General features: G+C 70.2%; 19 protein-coding genes. 15 read left to right on the forward strand and 4 right to left on the reverse strand.

Annotation, left to right across the window (positions count from 1 at the left end; genetic code table 11):
- Window positions 1-35: 35 nt before the first annotated feature.
- From OG707_RS14115 to OG707_RS14135, 5 genes are all read left to right on the forward strand, one after another.
- The gene (locus tag OG707_RS14115; protein WP_329118054.1) at window positions 36-1,622 is read left to right on the forward strand and encodes an acyl-CoA carboxylase subunit beta; all 1,587 of its coding nucleotides are present in this window, start codon (window positions 36-38) and stop codon (window positions 1,620-1,622) included.
- Window positions 1,623-1,631: 9 nt separating this feature from the next.
- Window positions 1,632-1,841, forward strand: a complete 210-nt coding sequence (locus OG707_RS14120) for an acyl-CoA carboxylase epsilon subunit (protein ID WP_329118056.1) — start codon at window positions 1,632-1,634, stop codon at window positions 1,839-1,841.
- A gap of 75 nt (window positions 1,842-1,916) precedes the next feature.
- Entirely contained in the window at window positions 1,917-2,045 is a 129-nt protein-coding gene (gene mmpB / locus OG707_RS14125) for a morphogenic membrane protein MmpB (RefSeq protein ID WP_329118057.1), read from the forward strand.
- Window positions 2,046-2,203: 158 nt separating this feature from the next.
- Window positions 2,204-2,800, forward strand: a complete 597-nt coding sequence (locus OG707_RS14130; RefSeq protein WP_329118059.1) for a Maf family protein — start codon at window positions 2,204-2,206, stop codon at window positions 2,798-2,800.
- A gap of 52 nt (window positions 2,801-2,852) precedes the next feature.
- Complete coding sequence (locus OG707_RS14135) at window positions 2,853-3,788, forward strand: hypothetical protein (protein WP_329118061.1); 936 nt, start codon at window positions 2,853-2,855, stop codon at window positions 3,786-3,788.
- Window positions 3,789-3,794: 6 nt separating this feature from the next.
- Here the strand turns inward: OG707_RS14135 and OG707_RS14140 are convergent, their stop codons facing one another.
- Window positions 3,795-4,277, reverse strand: a complete 483-nt coding sequence (locus tag OG707_RS14140) for a hypothetical protein (protein WP_329118063.1) — start codon at window positions 4,275-4,277, stop codon at window positions 3,795-3,797.
- 347 nt (window positions 4,278-4,624) lie between these two features.
- Between OG707_RS14140 and OG707_RS14145 the strand changes: the two genes are divergently transcribed.
- Window positions 4,625-6,379: an acetyl/propionyl/methylcrotonyl-CoA carboxylase subunit alpha gene (locus tag OG707_RS14145; protein ID WP_329118065.1), complete on the forward strand. Its 1,755-nt coding sequence runs from the start codon at window positions 4,625-4,627 to the stop codon at window positions 6,377-6,379.
- Window positions 6,380-6,526: 147 nt separating this feature from the next.
- Here OG707_RS14145 and OG707_RS14150 read toward each other — a convergent pair whose 3' ends face one another.
- Complete coding sequence (locus tag OG707_RS14150) at window positions 6,527-7,489, reverse strand: DeoR/GlpR family DNA-binding transcription regulator (RefSeq protein WP_329118067.1); 963 nt, start codon at window positions 7,487-7,489, stop codon at window positions 6,527-6,529.
- A 148-nt stretch (window positions 7,490-7,637) separates the two neighbouring features.
- Window positions 7,638-9,077: an NAD(P)H-quinone dehydrogenase gene (locus tag OG707_RS14155; protein ID WP_329118068.1), complete on the reverse strand. Its 1,440-nt coding sequence runs from the start codon at window positions 9,075-9,077 to the stop codon at window positions 7,638-7,640.
- A 158-nt stretch (window positions 9,078-9,235) separates the two neighbouring features.
- Here OG707_RS14155 and OG707_RS14160 point away from each other — a divergent pair, with 158 nt between their 5' ends.
- From OG707_RS14160 to OG707_RS14200, 9 genes are all read left to right on the forward strand, one after another.
- The gene (locus OG707_RS14160; RefSeq protein ID WP_329118071.1) at window positions 9,236-9,673 is read left to right on the forward strand and encodes a gamma-glutamylcyclotransferase; all 438 of its coding nucleotides are present in this window, start codon (window positions 9,236-9,238) and stop codon (window positions 9,671-9,673) included.
- Window positions 9,674-9,776: 103 nt separating this feature from the next.
- Window positions 9,777-10,586, forward strand: coding sequence for a purine-nucleoside phosphorylase (locus tag OG707_RS14165; protein ID WP_329118073.1), 810 nt, complete (start codon window positions 9,777-9,779; stop codon window positions 10,584-10,586).
- 306 nt (window positions 10,587-10,892) lie between these two features.
- A complete protein-coding gene (locus tag OG707_RS14170) occupies window positions 10,893-12,527 on the forward strand; it encodes a phospho-sugar mutase (RefSeq protein ID WP_329118075.1) in 1,635 nt (544 codons plus the stop codon).
- Window positions 12,528-12,643: 116 nt separating this feature from the next.
- Entirely contained in the window at window positions 12,644-13,819 is a 1,176-nt protein-coding gene (locus OG707_RS14175) for a glycosyltransferase family 39 protein (RefSeq protein ID WP_443071330.1), read from the forward strand.
- A gap of 59 nt (window positions 13,820-13,878) precedes the next feature.
- Window positions 13,879-14,529 carry a PH domain-containing protein gene (locus OG707_RS14180; RefSeq protein ID WP_329118077.1) on the forward strand — a complete coding sequence of 217 codons (651 nt, stop codon included), beginning with the start codon at window positions 13,879-13,881 and terminating at the stop codon, window positions 14,527-14,529.
- 73 nt (window positions 14,530-14,602) lie between these two features.
- Window positions 14,603-15,550, forward strand: a complete 948-nt coding sequence (gene deoC, locus OG707_RS14185) for a deoxyribose-phosphate aldolase (protein ID WP_329127785.1) — start codon at window positions 14,603-14,605, stop codon at window positions 15,548-15,550.
- 5 nt (window positions 15,551-15,555) lie between these two features.
- Window positions 15,556-16,992: an aldehyde dehydrogenase family protein gene (locus OG707_RS14190; RefSeq protein WP_329118079.1), complete on the forward strand. Its 1,437-nt coding sequence runs from the start codon at window positions 15,556-15,558 to the stop codon at window positions 16,990-16,992.
- Window positions 16,985-17,869, forward strand: a complete 885-nt coding sequence (locus OG707_RS14195) for an aldehyde dehydrogenase family protein (protein ID WP_329118081.1) — start codon at window positions 16,985-16,987, stop codon at window positions 17,867-17,869. Before OG707_RS14190 ends, OG707_RS14195 begins: the two co-directional genes overlap by 8 nt.
- Before the next feature lie 169 nt (window positions 17,870-18,038).
- Window positions 18,039-18,821: a hypothetical protein gene (locus OG707_RS14200; RefSeq protein WP_329118083.1), complete on the forward strand. Its 783-nt coding sequence runs from the start codon at window positions 18,039-18,041 to the stop codon at window positions 18,819-18,821.
- A 60-nt stretch (window positions 18,822-18,881) separates the two neighbouring features.
- Here OG707_RS14200 and OG707_RS14205 read toward each other — a convergent pair whose 3' ends face one another.
- Window positions 18,882-19,262, reverse strand: coding sequence for a VOC family protein (locus tag OG707_RS14205; RefSeq protein WP_329118085.1), 381 nt, complete (start codon window positions 19,260-19,262; stop codon window positions 18,882-18,884).
- Between the last annotated feature and the right edge of the window lie 686 nt (window positions 19,263-19,948).

Raw genomic sequence — 19,948 nt, forward strand, 5'->3', positions numbered from 1 at the left:
ATGCCACACATGAGCAGCCAGGGAGCCGCAGCCCGATGCCTGAGTCGGAAGAGCAACTGGACATCCACAGCACCGCGGGGAAGCTCGCTGATCTTCAGCGCCGCGTCGACGAGGCGACCCACGCCGGCTCCGCGCGCGCTGTCGAAAAGCAGCACGCCAAGGGCAAGTTGACGGCTCGCGAGCGGGTGGATCTGCTGCTCGACGAGGGGTCGTTCGTCGAGCTGGACGAGTTCGCCCGGCACCGCTCCACCAATTTCGGCATCGAGAAGAACCGGCCGTACGGGGACGGGGTCGTGACGGGGTACGGGACCGTGGACGGGCGTCCCGTCTGCGTGTACTCCCAGGACTTCACCATCTTCGGCGGCTCGCTCGGCGAGGTCTACGGCGAGAAGATCGTCAAGGTCATGGACTTCGCGATGAAGACCGGCTGCCCGGTCATCGGCATCAACGACGGTGGTGGCGCCCGTATTCAGGAGGGTGTCGCCGCGCTGGGCCTGTTCGCGGAGATCTTCCGGCGGAACGTGCACGCGTCGGGTGTCGTACCGCAGATCTCGCTCATCGTCGGGCCGTGCGCGGGCGGTGCGGTGTACTCGCCCGCCATCACGGACTTCACGGTGATGGTCGACCAGACCTCGCACATGTTCATCACCGGACCCGACGTCATCAAGACGGTCACCGGTGAGGACGTCGGCTTCGAGGAGCTGGGCGGCGCCCGGACACACAACACGACGTCGGGTGTGGCCCATCACATGGCGGGCGACGAGAAGGACGCGATCGAGTATGTGAAGTCGCTGCTTTCCTATCTGCCGTCGAACAATCTCAGCGAGCCGCCGGCCTTCCCGGAGGAGGCGGACCTGGAGACGTCCGACGAGGACCGCGAGCTGGATGTCCTCATCCCGGACAGCGCCAACCAGCCGTACGACATGCACACGGCGATCGAGCACGTCCTCGACGACGGTGAATTCCTGGAGACCCAGGCCCTGTTCGCGCCGAACATCATCACCGGCTTCGGGCGGGTGGAGGGCTTCCCGGTCGGGATCGTCGCCAACCAGCCGATGCAGTTCGCGGGATGTCTCGACATCAACGCGAGCGAGAAGGCGGCGCGGTTCGTGCGGACGTGCGACGCGTTCAACGTGCCGGTGCTGACGTTCGTGGACGTGCCGGGCTTCCTGCCGGGCGTCGACCAGGAGTACGGCGGGATCATCCGGCGGGGCGCGAAGCTGATCTACGCGTACGCGGAGGCGACCGTCCCGCTGATCACGGTGATCACGCGGAAGGCCTTCGGGGGTGCGTACGACGTCATGGGGTCCAAGCACCTCGGCGCCGACCTCAACCTGGCGTGGCCCACGGCGCAGATCGCGGTCATGGGCGCGCAAGGCGCGGTCAACATCCTGCACCGGCGGACGATCGCGGCGGCCGAGGACGCGGAGGCTACGCGGGCGGAGCTGATCTCGGAGTACGAGGACACGCTCCTCAATCCGTACGTCGCGGCCGAACGCGGGTACGTGGACGCCGTGATCATGCCGTCGGAGACGCGGCGCCATGTGGTGCGCGGGCTGCGGCAGTTGCGTACGAAGCGCGAGTCGCTGCCGCCGAAGAAGCACGGCAACATCCCCCTGTAAGGAGCGGTGATGATCAAGGTCGTACGGGGAAACCCGACCCCTGAGGAGCTGGCCGCCGCACTGGCGGTGGTCCAGGCGCGCGCCGCGGCGACGGCTTCGGCCGCGGCCGGCGGTGCGCCGCTGCCGCCGGAGGAATGGTCCGATCCGGCGCGGATCGCCAGGCACCGGATGCAGCAGCCGGGGCCGCGGGCGTGGGCCAGGACGTACTGGCCCTCCTGACCCCTCCCGATTGACCAGAGGCGCTTGAGTACGCGTACTCAGGCGCCTCTGCGGCGGGCGCAGGAGTATCGATGCATGCTCTGGTCAGACCCGAAGAACGAGCCCCCGAAGGAGCTCCGCGAGGCGCAGGCGATGCTGCGGCGGGCGGCGCTGCTCGTGGCGCTGCTGATGGTGGTGGGCATGATCGTGCTGGGCCTGGGATAGGCGCGTTGGTACTGGGCCTCCGGTAGGCGCACCCCCAGCGGACTTGCCCCCACCGGGGCTCCGCCCCGGACCCCGCTCCTCAATCGCCGGAGGGGCTGATTTTGCCCACATGGGCTCGTGCGCACTGGCACGAACGAGCCCGGCTAACCTTTCCCCCCATGACCCCGCGCCTCGTTCTCGCCTCTCAGTCCCCCGCCCGTCTGGGCCTCCTCCGCCAGGCCGGGTTCGCCCCGGAAGTGATCGTCAGTGGCGTCGACGAGGACGCCATCAGCGCTCCCACTCCGGGTGAGCTCGCGCTCGTGCTCGCCGAGGCCAAGGCCGACGTCGTCGCCGCTCGGGCCGAGGCCGCCGGGGCGCTTGTCATCGGGTGCGACTCCGTTCTCGAGCTCGACGGCGAGGCGTACGGGAAGCCCGCCGACGCCGAAGAGGCCACCGCCCGCTGGAAGTCCATGCGCGGCCGCGCCGGCGTCCTGCAGACCGGGCACTGCGTCATCGACACCGCCACCGGCCGCCGCGCCTCGGCCACCGCCTCCACCACCGTCCGCTTCGGCGAGCCGACCGACGCCGAGATCGCCGCGTACGTCGCGAGCGGTGAACCCCTGTACGTCGCCGGGGCGTTCACCCTCGACGGGCGCTCGGCCCCCTTCGTCGACTCCATCGACGGCAGCCACGGCAATGTCATCGGCCTGTCCCTGCCCCTGCTGCGGCAGCTTTTCGGTGAGCTGGGCGTCTCCGTCACCGACCTCTGGGTGTAGCTGCCGATAGCCTGTACACGCCAAAGAACACCGTCACGGGGGGCATCACAGCATGAGCAACAACTCCTTCGGTCCACCACCGCCCGGCGAATTCGGCCCGCCGCAGGGACCGCCGCCCATGCCGTACGGACCGCCTCCCCCTCAGCCCCCGCAGGGCCAACCGCCGTACGGGCCGCCCCCGTTCGGCCAGCAGCCCTTCGGGCCCCAGGCTCCGCCCCCGAACCCCGCGAAGATCATCCTCATCGTCGGGCTCTGCTCCACCGTCGCCCTCGCGCTGATCGCCGTGCTCGCCTTCGGGCTCATCGACGGGTGGTTCAAATCCGAGACGGACAAGGCCGGTTCGGGGTCGAGCGTCTCACCCACCGCCACCTACGGCGGCTCGACGGACGACAGCAACAACGGGAGCGGAGGCACGAGCGGGAGCACCTACAGCACCCCCACGCCCGACCCGACGACCCCCTCACCCGACCCCACCGCCGACGCCTTCAAGGCGGTCAAGTCCGGTCAGTGCTATGCCGTTTGGGACACCGGGTACGGCGGCAACACCGTCGAGTGGAGTTCGAAGACGCCCCCGGCCCCCGTCGGGAACTGCGACAGCGGCGACGCGCTCGTCTTCGTCACCCAGGTCACCACATCAGGCAGCAGCTGCCCGACGGGATCGGACAAGTCCTACTGGGACTACCAGTCCGCCTCCACCGGTGAGACCACCGCGCTCTGCCTGACCCGGATCTACCACAAGAATTACTGCGTCCTCGGCAAGCAGTCCGGCGACAAGATCTCCCTCGGGCCGATGACCGCCGTGGACTGCAAGGCCAAGAAGGTCCCGATCGCCTACAACCAGATCATGCACATCACCGGCGTCTACAAGCACTCGGGCGCCATCACCTCGTCCACCTGCGCACGCTCCAGCGGCGATCAGACGCGGTACTGGATCTGGAAGATCCGCGACAGCTCGGCGGTGCTCTGCACCATGATCTACCGGGGCTGAGAGGACTCAGGCGGGGCTCGGGCCGCCGTTCGCGGCGGGCGCGGGCGGCACCGGCGGCGCGGGCGGCGCCTGGTCCTGCGGGGCCGCGGGGGCGTCGCCCTCTCGCTCGTACATCATCAGGCTGAAAACGATCAGGCCGAGCACGACCATCATGAACGCGAACGCGTCCCAGCCGACCAGGCCCACCGCCAGCGCGCCGAGAATCCCGTGCATCACCGCGCAGGTGATGAGGAGGATCCATCCCGGGAGGCCGGGGCCGCGGTCGCGCAGCGCCATCCTCAGGAGGACCACTCCGCAGAGGATCAGATAGAGCGCGGTGACCCCGCCCATGATCCATGCGCCGGCGGATATCGCCTGGGGGTCTATGCCCGCGAGGGACATGTTCTGGTTGTCGGCGACCCTGCCGAGTATCCAGTTCACGAATGCGATGCCGAGCGCCTCCAGGAAGAGGAGTATCGCGCCCGTCCATGCCACCGGCTTGCGTGCCATGGCCCCCACCCTCGGTCCGTTACCGCCAGTACGTCTGACATCGCGCAGGCTACTAATGGGTAGCCGTACGGACAAGGGTTCTGACGGACGGCAAAGAATCATTCGGCCATTCGTAGGGACTCCACAAAGAAACGTCCGTCGCCGCTGGCCCAGCTGACAGAGACCTAGGCCACACAGCAGGGTTACTGTGGGCAGCAGGAAGCCCCCGTACCGTGGTGCGACAAGGGATTTCGCGACTCGAGTGGGCCTCGAATCACACAGCGTGTGGGCAAGCTCACCCTTGGGGACGGGTCGTCCGGCCGTGTCGGCAGTCCCTAAACTCAGCTTGTTTCTTGGAGGGAGCCATCGTGCGCAAGGTGCTCATCGCCAACCGTGGCGAAATCGCTGTCCGTGTGGCCAGGGCGTGCCGTGACGCCGGAATCGGATCCGTAGCCGTCTACGCAGATCCGGACCGGGACGCTCTGCACGTCCGCGCGGCCGACGAGGCGTTCGCCCTGGGCGGTGACACCCCGGCCACCAGCTATCTGGACATGGCCAAGGTGCTTCAGGCCGCCAAGGATTCGGGCGCGGACGCCATCCACCCCGGTTACGGATTCCTGTCGGAGAACGCCGAGTTCGCGCAGGCCGTACTGGATGCGGGTCTGACCTGGATCGGCCCGCCGCCGCAGGCGATCCGTGATCTGGGCGACAAGGTGGCGGCCCGTCACATCGCCCAGCGCGCCGGCGCCCCGCTGGTCGCGGGCACCCCGGACCCGGTCTCGGGCTCCGCCGAGGTCGTGACCTTCGCCGAGCAGCACGGTCTGCCGATCGCGATCAAGGCCGCCTTCGGTGGTGGCGGGCGTGGTCTGAAGGTGGCCCGCACCTTGGAGGAGATCCCCGAGCTGTACGACTCGGCGGTGCGCGAGGCGGTGGCCGCGTTCGGTCGCGGCGAGTGCTTCGTCGAGCGTTACCTGGACAAGCCGCGGCACGTGGAGACCCAGTGCCTCGCCGACTCCCACGGCAACGTGGTCGTCGTCTCGACGCGTGACTGCTCGCTGCAGCGCCGCCACCAGAAGCTCGTCGAGGAGGCCCCGGCCCCGTTCCTGAGCGAGGCGCAGAACGCGGAGCTGTACGCCGCGTCGAAGGCCATCCTCAAGGAGGCCGGCTATGTGGGCGCCGGCACCGTCGAGTTCCTCGTCGGCGCCGACGGGACGATCTCCTTCCTGGAGGTCAACACCCGTCTGCAGGTGGAGCACCCGGTCACCGAAGAGGTCTCCGGCATCGACCTGGTCCGCGAGATGTTCCGTATCGCCGACGGCGAAGAGCTGGGTTACGACGACCCGGTCACGCGCGGGCACTCTTTTGAGTTCCGTATCAACGGCGAGGACCCGGGCCGCGGTTTCCTTCCCGCTCCGGGTACGGTCACGAGCTTCGCGCCTCCGAGTGGGCCCGGTGTCCGGCTGGACGCGGGTGTCGAGTCCGGGTCGGTCATCGGCCCGGCCTGGGACTCGCTCCTCGCCAAGCTGATCGTCACCGGCGCCACGCGCGAGCAGGCGCTGCAGCGTGCGGCACGCGCGCTCGCGGAGTTCGAGGTCGAGGGGATGGCGACGGCGATTCCCTTCCACCGTGCGGTGGTTGTGGACCCGGCGTTCACCGCCGACCCGTTCACCATCCACACGCGGTGGATCGAGACCGAGTTCGTCAACGAGATCCCGCCGTTCGCCCCGGGCGGCGGCGACGCGGATGAGGACGAGGCCGGGCGCGAGACGATCGTCGTCGAGGTCGGCGGCAAGCGGCTCGAGGTCTCGCTGCCGTCCTCGCTCGGAATGACCCTGGCCCGTACGGGACTTGCCGCCGGCGCCAAGCCGAAGCGGCGGGCCGCGAAGAAGGCGGGCTCGGCTGCGTCCGGCGACACCCTGGCATCTCCGATGCAGGGCACGATCGTCAAGGTCGCGGTCGAGGAGGGCCAGGAGGTCAAGGAGGGCGACCTGATCGTGGTGCTCGAGGCCATGAAGATGGAACAGCCTCTGAACGCGCACCGGTCCGGCACCATCAAGGGACTGGCGGCCGAGGTCGGAGCCTCGCTCACCTCCGGCGCGACGATCTGCGAGATCAAGGACTGACGCGGATCCGTATCCGCGAGCGAGGACCCCGTCGGCTGGTTCGGCGGGGTCCTTGGCGTCCAGGAGTCAGGGGCGCGGGGAACTGCGCGACCAGCCACAACGAACCTGCGCGGAAACGACTAGCCCCACCCGCCCCCGGCACAGCGCCTAGCGACGCCGCATCTCGGCCACCCTCGCCCGCTCCCCCGCCTGTTGATCGGCCAGGGATGCCGTCGCGTTCCGTAGCGGCGACGTGTTGCCCGGGGCCGTGCGGCGCTGTCCCGGGAGGGGCATGTCCCGGCGGGGCTGGCGCCCCGCCGGGGGGTGGTCGTTGCCCACCGAGCCCGTGCCCGGGCCCGCCACCGTGATCTGCACGCCCTGGTCGGCCAGGGCCTGCAACTCCGTTGCGGCGCGGTCGTCGTGGACGGGCGGCTCGTCGGTGACCAGACGCGTGATGACGTCCGTCGGCACGGTCTGGAACATCGTGTCGGTGCCGAGCTTGGTGTGGTCGGCCAGGACGACGACCTCCGCCGCCGCCTGCACCAGGGCTCTGTCCACGCTCGCCGAGAGCATGTTGGAGGTGGACAGCCCGCGCTCGGCGGTCAGTCCGCTCCCGGAGAGGAAGGCGCGGGAGACCCGCAGGCCTTGCAGGGACTGTTCGGCACCACTGCCCACCAGGGCGTAGTTGGAGCCGCGCAGCGTCCCGCCGGTCATCACCACTTCCACGCGGTTGGCGTGTGCCAACGCCTGGGCGACCAGGAGGGAGTTGGTGACGACGGTCAGCCCTGGGACCCGCGCGAGCCGGCGGGCCAGCTCCTGCGTGGTCGTCCCCGCGCCGACCACGATGGCCTCGCCCTCCTCGACGAGTGACGCGGCGAGGTCGGCAATGGCCGTCTTCTCCGCGGTCGCGAGATGGGACTTCTGGGGAAATCCGGATTCACGGGTGAATCCGCCGGGGAGGACCGCTCCGCCGTGGCGGCGGTCCAGGAGTCCTTCTGCCTCCAGCGCCCGCACGTCCCGCCGTACGGTTACTTCGGAGGTCTGGACGACGCGGGCGAGCTCACGGAGCGACACGGCCCCGTTGGCACGCACCATTTCGAGGATCAATTGGCGACGTTCTGCAGCGAACACGAAACTGACAGTAACCTGACCGGCCGATTCTTTTCAGCAGTTTGCGCCGAATAACAGAAGTTGTGCCCAGATCAGGTTGCCGGGTGGTATACGGCGCGTGGCGGTCAGTGCCACGCGCCCTTGCCACACGCCCTTGTCGCGCCCCGCCCTATGCCTCGCCGGCGGACTTCCGGGTGTGCAACTGCCGTGCCACCTCTGCGATCGAACCCGACAGAGACGGGTACACGGTGAACGCGTTCGCGATCTGTTCCACGGTCAGGTTGTTGTCGACCGCGATCGAAATCGGGTGGATCAACTCGCTTGCGCGGGGCGCCACTACACAGCCGCCGACCACGATGCCCGTGCCCGGACGGCAGAAGATCTTGACGAAGCCGTCGCGGATGCCCTGCATCTTGGCGCGCGGGTTTCGGAGAAGCGGGAGTTTGACCACCCGGGCGTCGATCTTGCCCGAGTCCACGTCGGCCTGCGAGTAACCGACGGTCGCGATCTCCGGGTCGGTGAAGACGTTCGAGGAGACCGTCTTGAGGTTGAGCGGCTGCACCGCGTCGCCCAGGAAGTGGTACATCGCGATACGGCCCTGCATGGCGGCGACCGAGGCCAGCGCGAAGATGCCGGTGACGTCGCCGGCCGCGTACACGCCGGGGGCGGAGGTACGGGAGACCTTGTCGGTCCAGATGTGGCCCGACTCCTTCACCTTGACCCCGGCCTCCTCCAGGCCCATGCCCGCGGAGTTCGGGATGGCGCCCACGGCCATGAGGCAGTGCGTACCGGAGATGACCCGGCCGTCCGCCAGGGTGACCTCGACGCGGTCGCCGACGCGCTTGGCGGACTCGGCGCGGGAGCGGGCCATGACGTTCATGCCGCGGCGGCGGAAGACGTCCTCCAGGACCGCGGCGGCGTCCGGGTCCTCGCCCGGGAGCACGCGGTCGCGCGAGGAGACGAGGGTGACGCGCGAGCCGAGGGCCTGGTAGGCGCCGGCGAACTCGGCACCCGTGACACCGGAGCCGACCACGATGAGCTCCTCGGGGAGCTCGTCCAGGTCGTACACCTGCGTCCAGTTCAGGATGCGCTCGCCGTCGGGCAGCGCGTCGGGGATCTCGCGCGGGTGGGCGCCGGTGGCGAGCAGCACGGCGTCCGCGGTGAGCGTCTCCTCGCTGCCGTCGGCGGCCGTGACGATCACCTTGCGGGAGCCGTCCATCGCCTGCTGCCCCGCGAGGCGGCCGCGGCCGCGCATCACGCGGGCGCCCGCCCGGGTGACGGAGGCGGTGATGTCGTGGGACTGGGCGAGCGCGAGGCGCTTCACACGGCGGTTGACCTTGCCCAGGTCGACGCCGACGACGCGGGCCGACTGCTCCTCCGGAGGAGTGTCGTCGGCGACGAGGATGCCCAACTCCTCGTACGAAGAGTCGAAGGTCGTCATCACCTCGGCCGTCGCGATGAGGGTCTTGGACGGTACGCAGTCGGTCAGCACCGACGCCCCGCCCAGACCGTCGCAGTCCACGACGGTCACCTCAGCGCCGAGCTGCGCGCCCACCAGGGCCGCCTCATACCCGCCGGGTCCGCCGCCAATGATCACGATCCGGGTCACAGAAAGTCCCTCGCGTCGCCAACCCCGGCGCGCCTGCCCGCCCGGCCGGGGGTCCGGGGGTCGCCCCCGGGAGATGCAGTACGTACTCCATTGTCCCGCACGCTTCAAGATGCTTCTTCCCCGGGGCGGTACAACGCCTCTGTCGTACCCTCGACACCATGTCGCTCTACGCCGCGTACGCCGGCAACCTCGACGCGCGGCTGATGTCACGCCGCGCCCCGCACTCCCCGATGCGCTCGACCGGCTGGCTCAGCGGCTGGCGGCTGACCTTCGGCGGAGAGCAGATGGGCTGGGAGGGCGCGCTCTGCACGGTCGTGGAGGCACCGCGCTCGCAGGTCTTCGTCGCGCTGTACGACATCGCCCCGATGGACGAGGACTCCATGGACCGCTGGGAGGGTGTCGGCCTCGACATCTACCGGCGGATGCGGGTCCGCGTCGACACCCTGGAGGGCGAGGAGCCCGCCTGGATGTACGTACTGAACGGGTACGAGGGCGGTCTGCCCTCCGCGCGCTACCTGGGCGAGCTGGCGGACGCCGCCGAATCGGCCGGGGCGCCGCACGACTATGTGATGGAGCTGCGGAAGCGCCCCTGCTGAGCGCCCTCCGTTCCCCTTTTGGGTGATCCCCCAAGGAGATCGCTTCAGGTACGTGAGGACCGTCATCTACGCGCGTAGGGCGAGACCGGCTACCCTCATCTGCGTGAACGCATCAGTTATCCCGGACCCCCACGCCGCCGCCGACGCCGCGGCCGCCCGCCTCCGCGAGCTCACCGGAGCGGAGTCGCACGACGTCGCCCTGGTGATGGGCTCGGGCTGGGCACCCGCAGTCGACGCGCTCGGCACGCCCGAGGCCGAGTTCCCCGTGACCGAGCTGCCCGGGTTCCCGCCGCCGGCCGTCGAGGGCCACGGCGGCAAGATCCGCTCGTACAAGATCGGCGAGAAGCGCGCGCTGGTCTTCCTCGGGCGTACGCACTTCTACGAGGGCCGGGGCGTCGCCGCGGTCTCGCACGGTGTGCGGACGGCTGTCGCGGCGGGCTGCAAGACGATCGTCCTGACGAACGGCTGCGGCGGTCTGCGCCCGGGCATGCGCCCCGGCCAGCCGGTGCTGATCAGCGACCACATCAACCTCACGGCCACGTCCCCGATCATCGGGGCGAACTTCGTGGACCTGACGGACCTGTACTCGCCGCGGCTGCGGGCGATGTGCCAGGAGATCGACCCCTCGCTGGAGGAGGGCGTGTACGCCCAGTTCCCCGGCCCGCACTACGAGACGCCGGCGGAGGTCCGTATGGCGGGCATCCTCGGGGCGGACCTCGTGGGCATGTCGACGGTGCTCGAGGCGATCGCTGCGCGCGAGGCGGGGGCGGAGGTGCTCGGCATCTCGCTGGTGACGAACCTGGCTGCGGGTCTCTCGGGCGAGCCCCTCAACCATGAAGAGGTTCTGCAGGCGGGCCGCGACTCTGCGGTGCGGATGGGCGAGCTCCTGACCAGGGTGCTGGACCGCATCTAGCGCAGCCTCCTCCTGGGGCTCCGCCCCAGACCGCTGGTTTTGCGCCTAAACCGGCGCCGCTCTCGCGGAGGTTGCTGGCGTGGGTGGGGGTTGCTCAATGGCCGCTTGCGGACCGTTCGGATCCGACGCCGGAAATCCCACGCCGGCAAAATCCAGCCCGTCCGGCGCTTGAGGACACACGGCCGGAGGTCGCGTACGGGGGGCTGGGGGCGGCGCCCCCAGTTTCGGGAAGGGGCGGGGTTGGGGAAGCTTGCCCGCCGCAGGCGACATGAACATGTAGATGCACGACGCGAGAGGCAGACGACGGTGACGACGCAGGACCTGATCACGCAAGCCAAGGCATGGCTCGCCGAGGACCCCGACCCCGACACCCGCGACGAGCTCGCAGCGCTCATCGACGCCGGGGACACCGACGAGCTCGCGGCGCGCTTCAGCGGCACTCTCCAGTTCGGCACCGCCGGGCTGAGGGGCGAGCTCGGCGCCGGCCCCATGCGCATGAACCGCTCCGTCGTCATCCGCGCCGCCGCCGGCCTCGCCGCGTACCTCAAGGCCAATGGCCAGGACGGCGGCCTCGTCGTCGTCGGGTACGACGCCCGCTACAAGTCCGCGGACTTCGCCCGCGACACCGCCGCCGTCATGACCGGCGCCGGCCTCCGCGCCGCCGTCCTCCCCCGCCCCCTCCCCACCCCCGTCCTCGCCTTCGCCATACGGCACCTGGGCGCCGTCGCCGGTGTCGAGGTGACCGCCAGTCACAACCCGCCCCGCGACAACGGCTACAAGGTCTACCTCGGCGACGGCTCGCAGATCGTGCCGCCCGCCGACGCCGACATCGCCGCCGAGATCGACGCCGTCGCGAGCCTCGACGACGTCCCCCGCCCCATCGACGGCTGGGAGACCCTCGGGGACGACGTCCTGGAGGCGTATCTCGCCCGTACGGACGCGGTCCTGGCCCCCGGATCCCCCCGTACCGCCCGCGTCGTCTACACGGCCATGCACGGCGTCGGCAAGGACACCCTCGTCGCCGCCTTCGCCCGCGCCGGATTCCCCGAGCCCGTGCTCGTCGCCGAACAGGCCGAGCCCGACCCGGCGTTCCCGACCGTTGCCTTCCCCAACCCGGAAGAGCCCGGCGCGATGGACCTCGCCTTCGCGACGGCCCGCCGCACCGGCCCCGACCTGATCATCGCCAACGACCCCGACGCGGACCGTTGCGCCGTCGCCGTCCCGTACGAGAACGACTGGCGCATGCTCCGCGGCGACGAGGTCGGCGCGCTGCTCGCCGCCCAGCTGGTGCGCCGCGGCGTCACCGGCACCTTCGCCGAGTCGATCGTCTCCTCGTCCCTGCTGGGCCGGATCGCGGAGGCGGCAGGCCTCCCGTACGAGGAGACCCTCACCGGGTTCAAGTGGATCGCCCGCGTCGACGGCATCCGCTACGGCTACGAAGAGGCCCTCGGCTACTGCGTCGACCCCGACGGCGTACGCGACAAGGACGGCATCACCGCCGCCCTCCTCGTCACCGAGCTCGCCTCCGAGCTGAAGAAGGAGGGCCGCACCCTCCTCGACCTCCTCGACGACCTCGCCGTCGCCCACGGCCTGCACGCCACCGACCAGCTCTCGGTCCGCGTCGAGGACCTGAGCGTCATCGCCGACGCCATGCGGCGCCTCCGCGAGCAGCCGCCCACCGCACTCGGCGGCCTGGCCGTCACCTCCGCCGAGGACCTCAACCAGGGCACGGCCCAACTCCCGCCCACCGACGGCCTGCGCTACCACCTCGAAGGCGCCCGCGTGATCGTCCGCCCCAGCGGCACCGAGCCCAAGCTCAAGTGCTACCTGGAGGTCGTCGTCCCGGTCGCGGACGCCGCCGCGCTCCCGGCCGCCCACGCGAAGGCCGCCGAGCTCCTCGCCGCCGTCAAGGCCGACCTCTCGGCGGCAGCGGGGATCTGAGGAACCGCCCGTACGGGTGATTCCCGTACGGCAGGTGGTGCAGCAGCCCGCACCCTTTGCGGATCATCCGAGAAAAGGTGGCCCGGTACCCACGCCGAGTCCCTGGAGCAGCCGCTGTGCCCCCGATCGCGTCCCCTGCGACCGAACTGCCCACTGCACCCGCCTCTCGCCCCGCCCCCGCAAGGGTCGCGGCGAGAGGCGCCGGTCTCCTGCGCCGCGCCGTCCCCGCGCTGGCCGTCTACACCGCCGTACGCCTGACCGGTCTGGTCCTGCTCGCCTTCTGGTCGCACCTCAAGCACCACGGTCTGTGGCCCGCGCTCGCCACGTCCTGGGACTCGTCCTGGTACCTGGGGATCGCCGACCACGGCTACGCGCAGCACCTCGACAACAACAACCTCGCCTTCTTCCCGCTCTATCCGGTCCTGGTGAAGGCCGTCGCCGCGGTCACCCCCGGCTCGCGCGCCACCATCGGCGTCCTGCTCGCGATGGTCTGCTCGCTGGCCGCGGCCGCCGGGATCTACGCGGTCGGTGAGCGGCTGTACGGGCGCAGGACCGGCACCGTCCTCGCGATCCTGTGGGGCGCGACGCCCGTCGCCCTCGTCCAGTGGATGGGCTACACCGAATCGCTGTTCACGGCGCTCGCCGCCTGGTCGCTGTACGCGGTCCTCACCGGCCGCTGGGTGTACGCGGGCGTCTTCGCCGCACTCGCCGGAATGACCCGCCCCACCGGCGTCGCGGTCGCGGCCGCCGTCGTGATCCCGGCGGCGGTCGCGCTCTGGCGCGGGAACCGTTCGCGGCGGATGATCGCGGGCGCGCTGATCGCCCCGCTGGGCTGGGTCGGTTACGTCGCCTGGGTGGGCGTCAGGGTCGGGCGCTGGGACGGCTATTTCGCCGTACAGAAGCTCTGGAAGAACCAGTGGGACGGCGGCGCGGACACCCTGCGCGAGATCCGCCGCCAGCTGATCTACCAAGGTCACCCGCAGCCGTTCCTGCTGGTGGTCACGGCGATCCTGGCGCTCTCGGCGGCGCTGTGGCTGGTGTGCGTGAGTCAGCGGCAGCCGCTGCCGCTGCTGGTCTTCACCGGGATGCTGCTCCTTGTCGTGCTCGGGAGCGGGGGCGTGTACTTCCCGCGGGCCCGCTTCCTGCTGCCCGCCTTCCCGCTGCTGCTGCCGTTCGCGGTGGCGATCGCACGGGCGCGGACGCGGACGCTGGTCATGGTGCTGGGCGGGGCGGCGCTGTTCTCGGCGTACCTCGGGGCGTACATGACGCTGGTGTGGACCGGGCCTCCGTGATGGAGCCGTAACGAACGGCACCCTCCAGGGGGCTCGGGGCATCAGGCAGAATCGTGTACATGAGCACCGAGCCGCAGACCACGTACGCCGACCGCATCTTCCGGTCGTCCGCCGCCCTCGTCGGCGGCGTTCTGCTGCTCGCGCTCGCCGTCTGGCTCGGCGGCGACGCAGTGCTGAACGGCAAGGGCCGCGCGCCGTGGCTCGCGCTGGCCGCACTGCTCTGCGTGATCCCCCTGGTGATCGCCTTCACGCTGCGGCCCGCCGTGTACGCCAACGACAACCGGATCAGGATCCGCAATCCCTTCCGTACGATCACGCTCCCCTGGGCCGCGGTCGAGGACGTCCGGGCGAGCTACTCCAGCGAGATCTACACGAGCGGCGGCGAGAAGTACCAGCTCTGGGCGATCCCCGTCTCGCTGCGCAGCCGCAAGCGGGCGACGTCCCGCCAGGCGCGGGACGCGGCGAGCGACCCGTACGGGCGCACCTCGGCGGTGGCGTCGGCGCGCTCGGCCCGCAGCAGCCGGGGCCTGGACGCGGAGACCGGACGGGCCCAGGCCGACCAGGCCGTCGCGGACCTGCGCGGGCTCGCGGAGCGCAATGCCGCGCGGCCCGAGGCGCAGGGGGCGGCGGCGGTGCGCTGGGCGTTCGAGATCATCGCGCCGGCCGCGGTCGGGGCGCTCCTCTTCGTCATCGTGCTCGCCGTCGGTTAAATCGCTCACAGGAGCAGATCCATGCTCCCCCTGTACAGGTAGCTACGCGCGTAGATATGCTGCTCTGGTGACCATGCCCAGTACTGCACCCGCATTCGTAGACGCCACCGCGTCCGACGGTGCGCTGCGCCGCTTCCTGCACGGCCTCCCCGGCGTCGACGCCGTCGGCCTGGAAGCGCGCGCCGCCTCCCTCGGCACCCGATCGATCAAGACCACCTCGAAGGCGTATGCCATCGATCTGGCCATCTCGATGATCGACCTGACGACCCTCGAAGGCGCGGACACCCCGGGCAAGGTCCGGGCGCTCTCCGCGAAGGCCGTCCACCCCGACCCGACCGACCGCACGACGCCCATGACCGCCGCGGTCTGCGTCTACCCCGACATGGTGGCGACGGCGAAGGCCGCGCTCGGCGGGGCGCCGGTCAAGGTCGCCTCGGTCGCCACCGCCTTCCCGGCGGGGCGCGCGGCGCTCCCGGTGAAGCTCGCGGACGTGCGCGACGCGGTGGCCGCGGGCGCGGACGAGATCGACATGGTGATCGACCGCGGGGCGTTCCTCGCGGGCCGGTACATGGAGACGTACGAGCTGATCTCGGCAGTGAAGGCGGAGTGCGGGACGGCCAGGCTCAAGGTCATCTTCGAGACCGGCGAGCTCTCCACGTACGACAACATCCGCCGCGCCTCGTGGATCGGCATGATGGCCGGCGCGGACTTCATCAAGACGTCGACGGGCAAGGTCGGGGTCAACGCGACCCCCGCGAACGCGCTCCTCATGCTGGAGGCGGTGCGCGACTACCGTGCGCAGACCGGCATCCAGGTGGGCGTGAAGCCCGCGGGCGGCATCCGCAACACCAAGGAAGCGATCAAGTTCCTGGTGCTGGTGAACGAGACGGCCGGCGCGGACTGGCTGGACAACCACTGGTTCCGCTTCGGCGCCTCCTCGCTGCTGAACGACCTGCTGATGCAGCGGCAGAAGCTCAGCACCGGCCGGTACTCCGGTCCCGACTACGTGACGGTGGACTGATCACCATGGCATCTGTATTCGAGTACGCACCGGCGCCCGAGTCCCGGTCTGTGGTGGACATCGCGCCGTCCTACGGCCTGTTCATCGACGGCGAGTTCGTCGAGGCGGCGGACGGCAAGGTCTTCAAGTCGGTCTCCCCGTCGACGGAGGAGGTCCTCTCCGAGGTCGCCCAAGCGGGCACCGCAGACGTGGACCGCGCGGTGAAGGCGGCCCGCAAGGCGTTCGAGAAGTGGTCGGCGCTGCCCGGCTCCGAGCGCGCGAAGTACCTGTTCCGTATCGCCCGGATCATCCAGGAGCGCAGCCGCGAACTGGCCGTCCTGGAAACGCTGGACAACGGTAAGCCGATCAAGGAGACGCGCGACGCGGACCTCCCGCTGGTCGCCGCGCACTTCTTCTACTACGCGGGCTGGGCGGACAAGCTCTCGCACGCGGGGTACGGGGCCGACCCGAAGCCGCTGGGTGTGGCGGGCCAGGTCATCCCGTGGAACTTCCCGCTGCTGATGCTGGCGTGGAAGATCGCCCCGGCGCTGGCGACGGGCAACACGGTCGTCCTGAAGCCGGCCGAAACGACCCCGCTCTCCGCTCTCTTCTTCGCGGACATCTGCCGCCAGGCGGGTCTCCCCAAGGGCGTCGTCAACATCCTCCCCGGCTACGGGGACGCGGGCGCGGCGCTGACCGAGCACCCGGACGTGAACAAGGTCGCGTTCACGGGCTCGACGGCGGTCGGCAAGGCGATCGCGCGCCAGGTGGCGGGTACGAACAAGAAGGTCACCCTGGAGCTGGGCGGCAAGGGCGCGAACATCGTCTTCGACGACGCGCCCATCGACCAGGCGGTCGAGGGCATCGTCACCGGCATCTTCTTCAACCAGGGCCAGGTCTGCTGCGCGGGCTCGCGGCTCCTCGTACAGGAGTCGGTCCAGGACGAGGTGCTTGACGCACTGAAGCGCCGCCTGTCGACGCTGCGCCTCGGCGACCCGCTCGACAAGAACACGGACATCGGCGCGATCAACTCGGCCGAGCAGCTGGCGCGCATCACCGCCCTCGCCGAGACGGGCGAGGCGGAGGGCGCGGAGCGCTGGTCGCCGGAGTGCGAACTGCCCACGTCGGGCTACTGGTTCCGCCCGACCCTCTTCACGGGTGTCACGCAGGCGCACACGGTCGCGCGCGACGAGATCTTCGGCCCGGTGCTGTCGGTGCTCTCCTTCCGTACGCCGGAGGAAGCGGTCGCCAAGGCGAACAACACGCAGTACGGCCTCTCGGCCGGCATCTGGACGGAGAAGGGCTCGCGCATCCTCGCGGTCGCGAACAAGCTCCGGGCGGGCGTCGTCTGGGCCAACACGTTCAACAAGTTCGACCCGACCTCGCCCTTCGGCGGTTACAAGGAGTCGGGCTACGGCCGCGAAGGCGGCCGCCACGGCCTGGAGGCGTACCTCGATGTCTGACCGTTTGAGCGTCTTCAAGACCTACAAGCTGTACGTAGGGGGCAAGTTCCCCCGGAGCGAGAGCGGCCGGGTGTACGAGGTGCAGGACAAGAAGTCCAACTGGCTGGCGAACGCGCCCCTTTCCTCCCGCAAGGACGCGCGTGACGCGGTCGTCGCGGCGCGCAAGGCGTTCGGCGGGTGGGCGGGTGCGACGGCGTACAACCGCGGCCAGATCCTCTACCGCATCGCGGAGATGCTGGAGGGGCGCAGGGACCAGTTCGTACGGGAGGTCGCGGAGGCCGAGGGCCTGTCGAAGTCGAAGGCGGCCGTGGTCGTGGACGCGGCGATCGACCGCTGGGTCTGGTACGCGGGCTGGACGGACAAGATCGCCCAACTCGCGGGCGGGGCGAACCCGGTGGCGGGCCCGTTCTTCAACCTCTCGACGCCGGAGCCGACGGGTGTGGTGACGGTGATCGCGCCCCAGGAGTCCTCCTTCCTGGGCCTGATCTCGGTGATCGCACCGGTGATCGCGACGGGCAACACGGCGGTGGTGGTGGCTTCGGAGAAGTCCCCGCTCCCGGCGCTGTCCCTGGGCGAGGTCCTGGCGACCTCCGACCTCCCGGGCGGCGTGGTCAACATCCTCTCGGGCAAGACGGCGGAGATCACGCCGTCGCTCGCGTCCCACCAGGACGTGAACGCGATCGACCTGACGGGCGCGGACGCGGACCTGGCGCGCGACCTGGAGATCGCGGCGGCGGACAACCTCAAGCGCGTACTGCGTCCCCAGCCGGTGGACTTCACGGCGGACCCGGGCACGCACCGCCTGACGGCGTTCCTGGAGACGAAGACGGTGTGGCACCCGACGGGCTCGCTGGGCGCATCGGGCTCCTCGTACTGACGCACTGAACCTGACGAACCGGCCCTGCGCCCCCGACCCGGGGGCGCAGGGCCCTCGCATGTCAGTTGTCATTGCCGGGTTACGGAAGCCGGCACCCCTCGCAGACTGCCGTGCCACCCCTGTGATCCGCGTGACCCGGAGCGAGAAACTACGGCGGAGGGGGCAGACGATGACCACAACACGGGCAAGAGCCCACAGCACCGGCAGCACGCTGCTGAGCGGGGGCGGCGCGGACCTGCGGCCGCCGGGCAGCGCGCGGTCCATGGGGGTGCTGCTGATCCTGCTGTCGATGGCGCTGGCGGTCGGCTGCTACGCGGCGTTCGCCTGGTGGCTGCCCTCCGACCGTGAGCGCTACCAGGACTACCGCGCGGCCGCCGCGTGCACCTCCCGGGCCGGCGAGCAGGAACAGAAGGACTGCCTGAGCACCTTCCACTTCACCGTGGAGAAGACGGTGAACAAGAGCGAGGGGAAGACCTCCACCTACGAAGCGACCCTGACGGGCCAGGACTCCTGGCGCGGAACGGTGTCCTTCGGCGACCCCGGACCCCTCCTGAAGCGGCTCGCGCCCGGCGACCGGGTCACGGCCACGGTCTGGCGGCGCGACATCGTGGTGCTGAGCAAGGACGGCGTACGCCAGAACACCTCAGAGGCACCCCGCGGCGAGATCCAGATGAACGCGGCGTTCGGCGTGCTCGCGGCGCTTGTCGCAGCCCAGGCCTTCGTGTTCGGAGCGGCACGCCTGGCCGGGTCCCGCGGCGGGTACGGGCGACTGACCTGGGACCCGTACGGCAGGCGCCTGCTCATCACGATCTTCGCGGCCGGCTTCGGTCTCGGCCTCCCGGCGACGTGGCTCAGGCTCCCGTGGTGGACCGTGCCCGTCACCGTGCCCTTGGTGGTGTGCGCGGTGGGTACGGTGCTCTACCGGCGGACGCGTCGCCCTGCTGCTCGTTGAGGCGCTGCAAAGGACCCCGTTCACCCTCCGTCCAGGGTGAGCGGGGCCTTTTGCGCATAGTCAGTAAGGGAGTTGCTGCAGGGTCCAGCCGTTGCCGTCGGGGTCGGTGAAGGCGGCGTAGGAGACGGTGGGCTTGCCCGGCGCGCTCATGTCCTCCACGGCGGCGACGTCGACGTCGCGCCCGACGAGTTCGGCGCGGGCGGCGTGGATGTCGTCGACGACGAGGTGCAGCCCCTGGACGGCGCCGGGGGTGGTGGAGACGATGCCGACCCCGATGGCGATCGAGCAGGCGGACCCGGGCGGAGTGAGCTGGACGACGCGGAAGGAGTCGTTCGGGCTGAAGTCGAGGTCGACCTTGAAGCCGAGCTGATCGGCGTAGAAGGCCTTGGCACGGTCGACGTCGGCGACGGGGAGCGGGATCAGTTCGAGGCGGAAGTCCATGGCTGCGATTCCCTTCGCGAGGCTGGGTTGTCAGTCTTCACCGAAACGTCGGGTTCCGGTGGGTGGTGGGCGTCGGGTGGGTGGGTGTGTGGCGGGCTCGTCTCGCGCCTTCGGCGCAAAGAGGCTGGCTACGACGAACAGGTGGGGGGCGGGGGCCGGTTGCCGGTCGCGCGGGCCGGTTCGATGTTGGTGTCGCAGGATGTACGACGCTGCGCGTCGTAGGCCTCGCCCTGGGGGCGAGTCCGGCTGGCTGCTGCCGCGCGGTGGTTGCGGCATCGTGGACACCGCGATGCTCGTGCGGGCCGGTAGGGCTGATCGGTTCGGCTGCGGGGCACTTCGGCGGGGAAGTTGCGGTTACAGCGTCCGGGATGGAGCTCCGCTCCCCGGGGTGGGGGCACAGGTCGCACCACCTGAATGGGGCAGCCACTCCCGGCTCGGCGTCAATTGGCTGTCGGTTGGCGGGACTTCATGCCCCGCTGGTCGCTGTCCGGTGGGTGGATCATCCCTCGCCGAGATGGAATTCCGGGCATTTGGGACAGGTGCGGTGAGAATGGGACCGTGATGGTCCCGCTCTCACTGCACCTGTCCTATATGGGGTGTTACGGGGTGCTTGGTTGGGGGTGCTGGGGGTTCGTTTCCGGCCGCACCATGGAATCCGTGGCGGGGGCCGGGGGCGGGCCCGGTGC

The sequence above is a fragment of the Streptomyces sp. NBC_01465 genome, assembly GCF_036227325.1.
GTDB lineage: Bacteria > Actinomycetota > Actinomycetes > Streptomycetales > Streptomycetaceae > Streptomyces.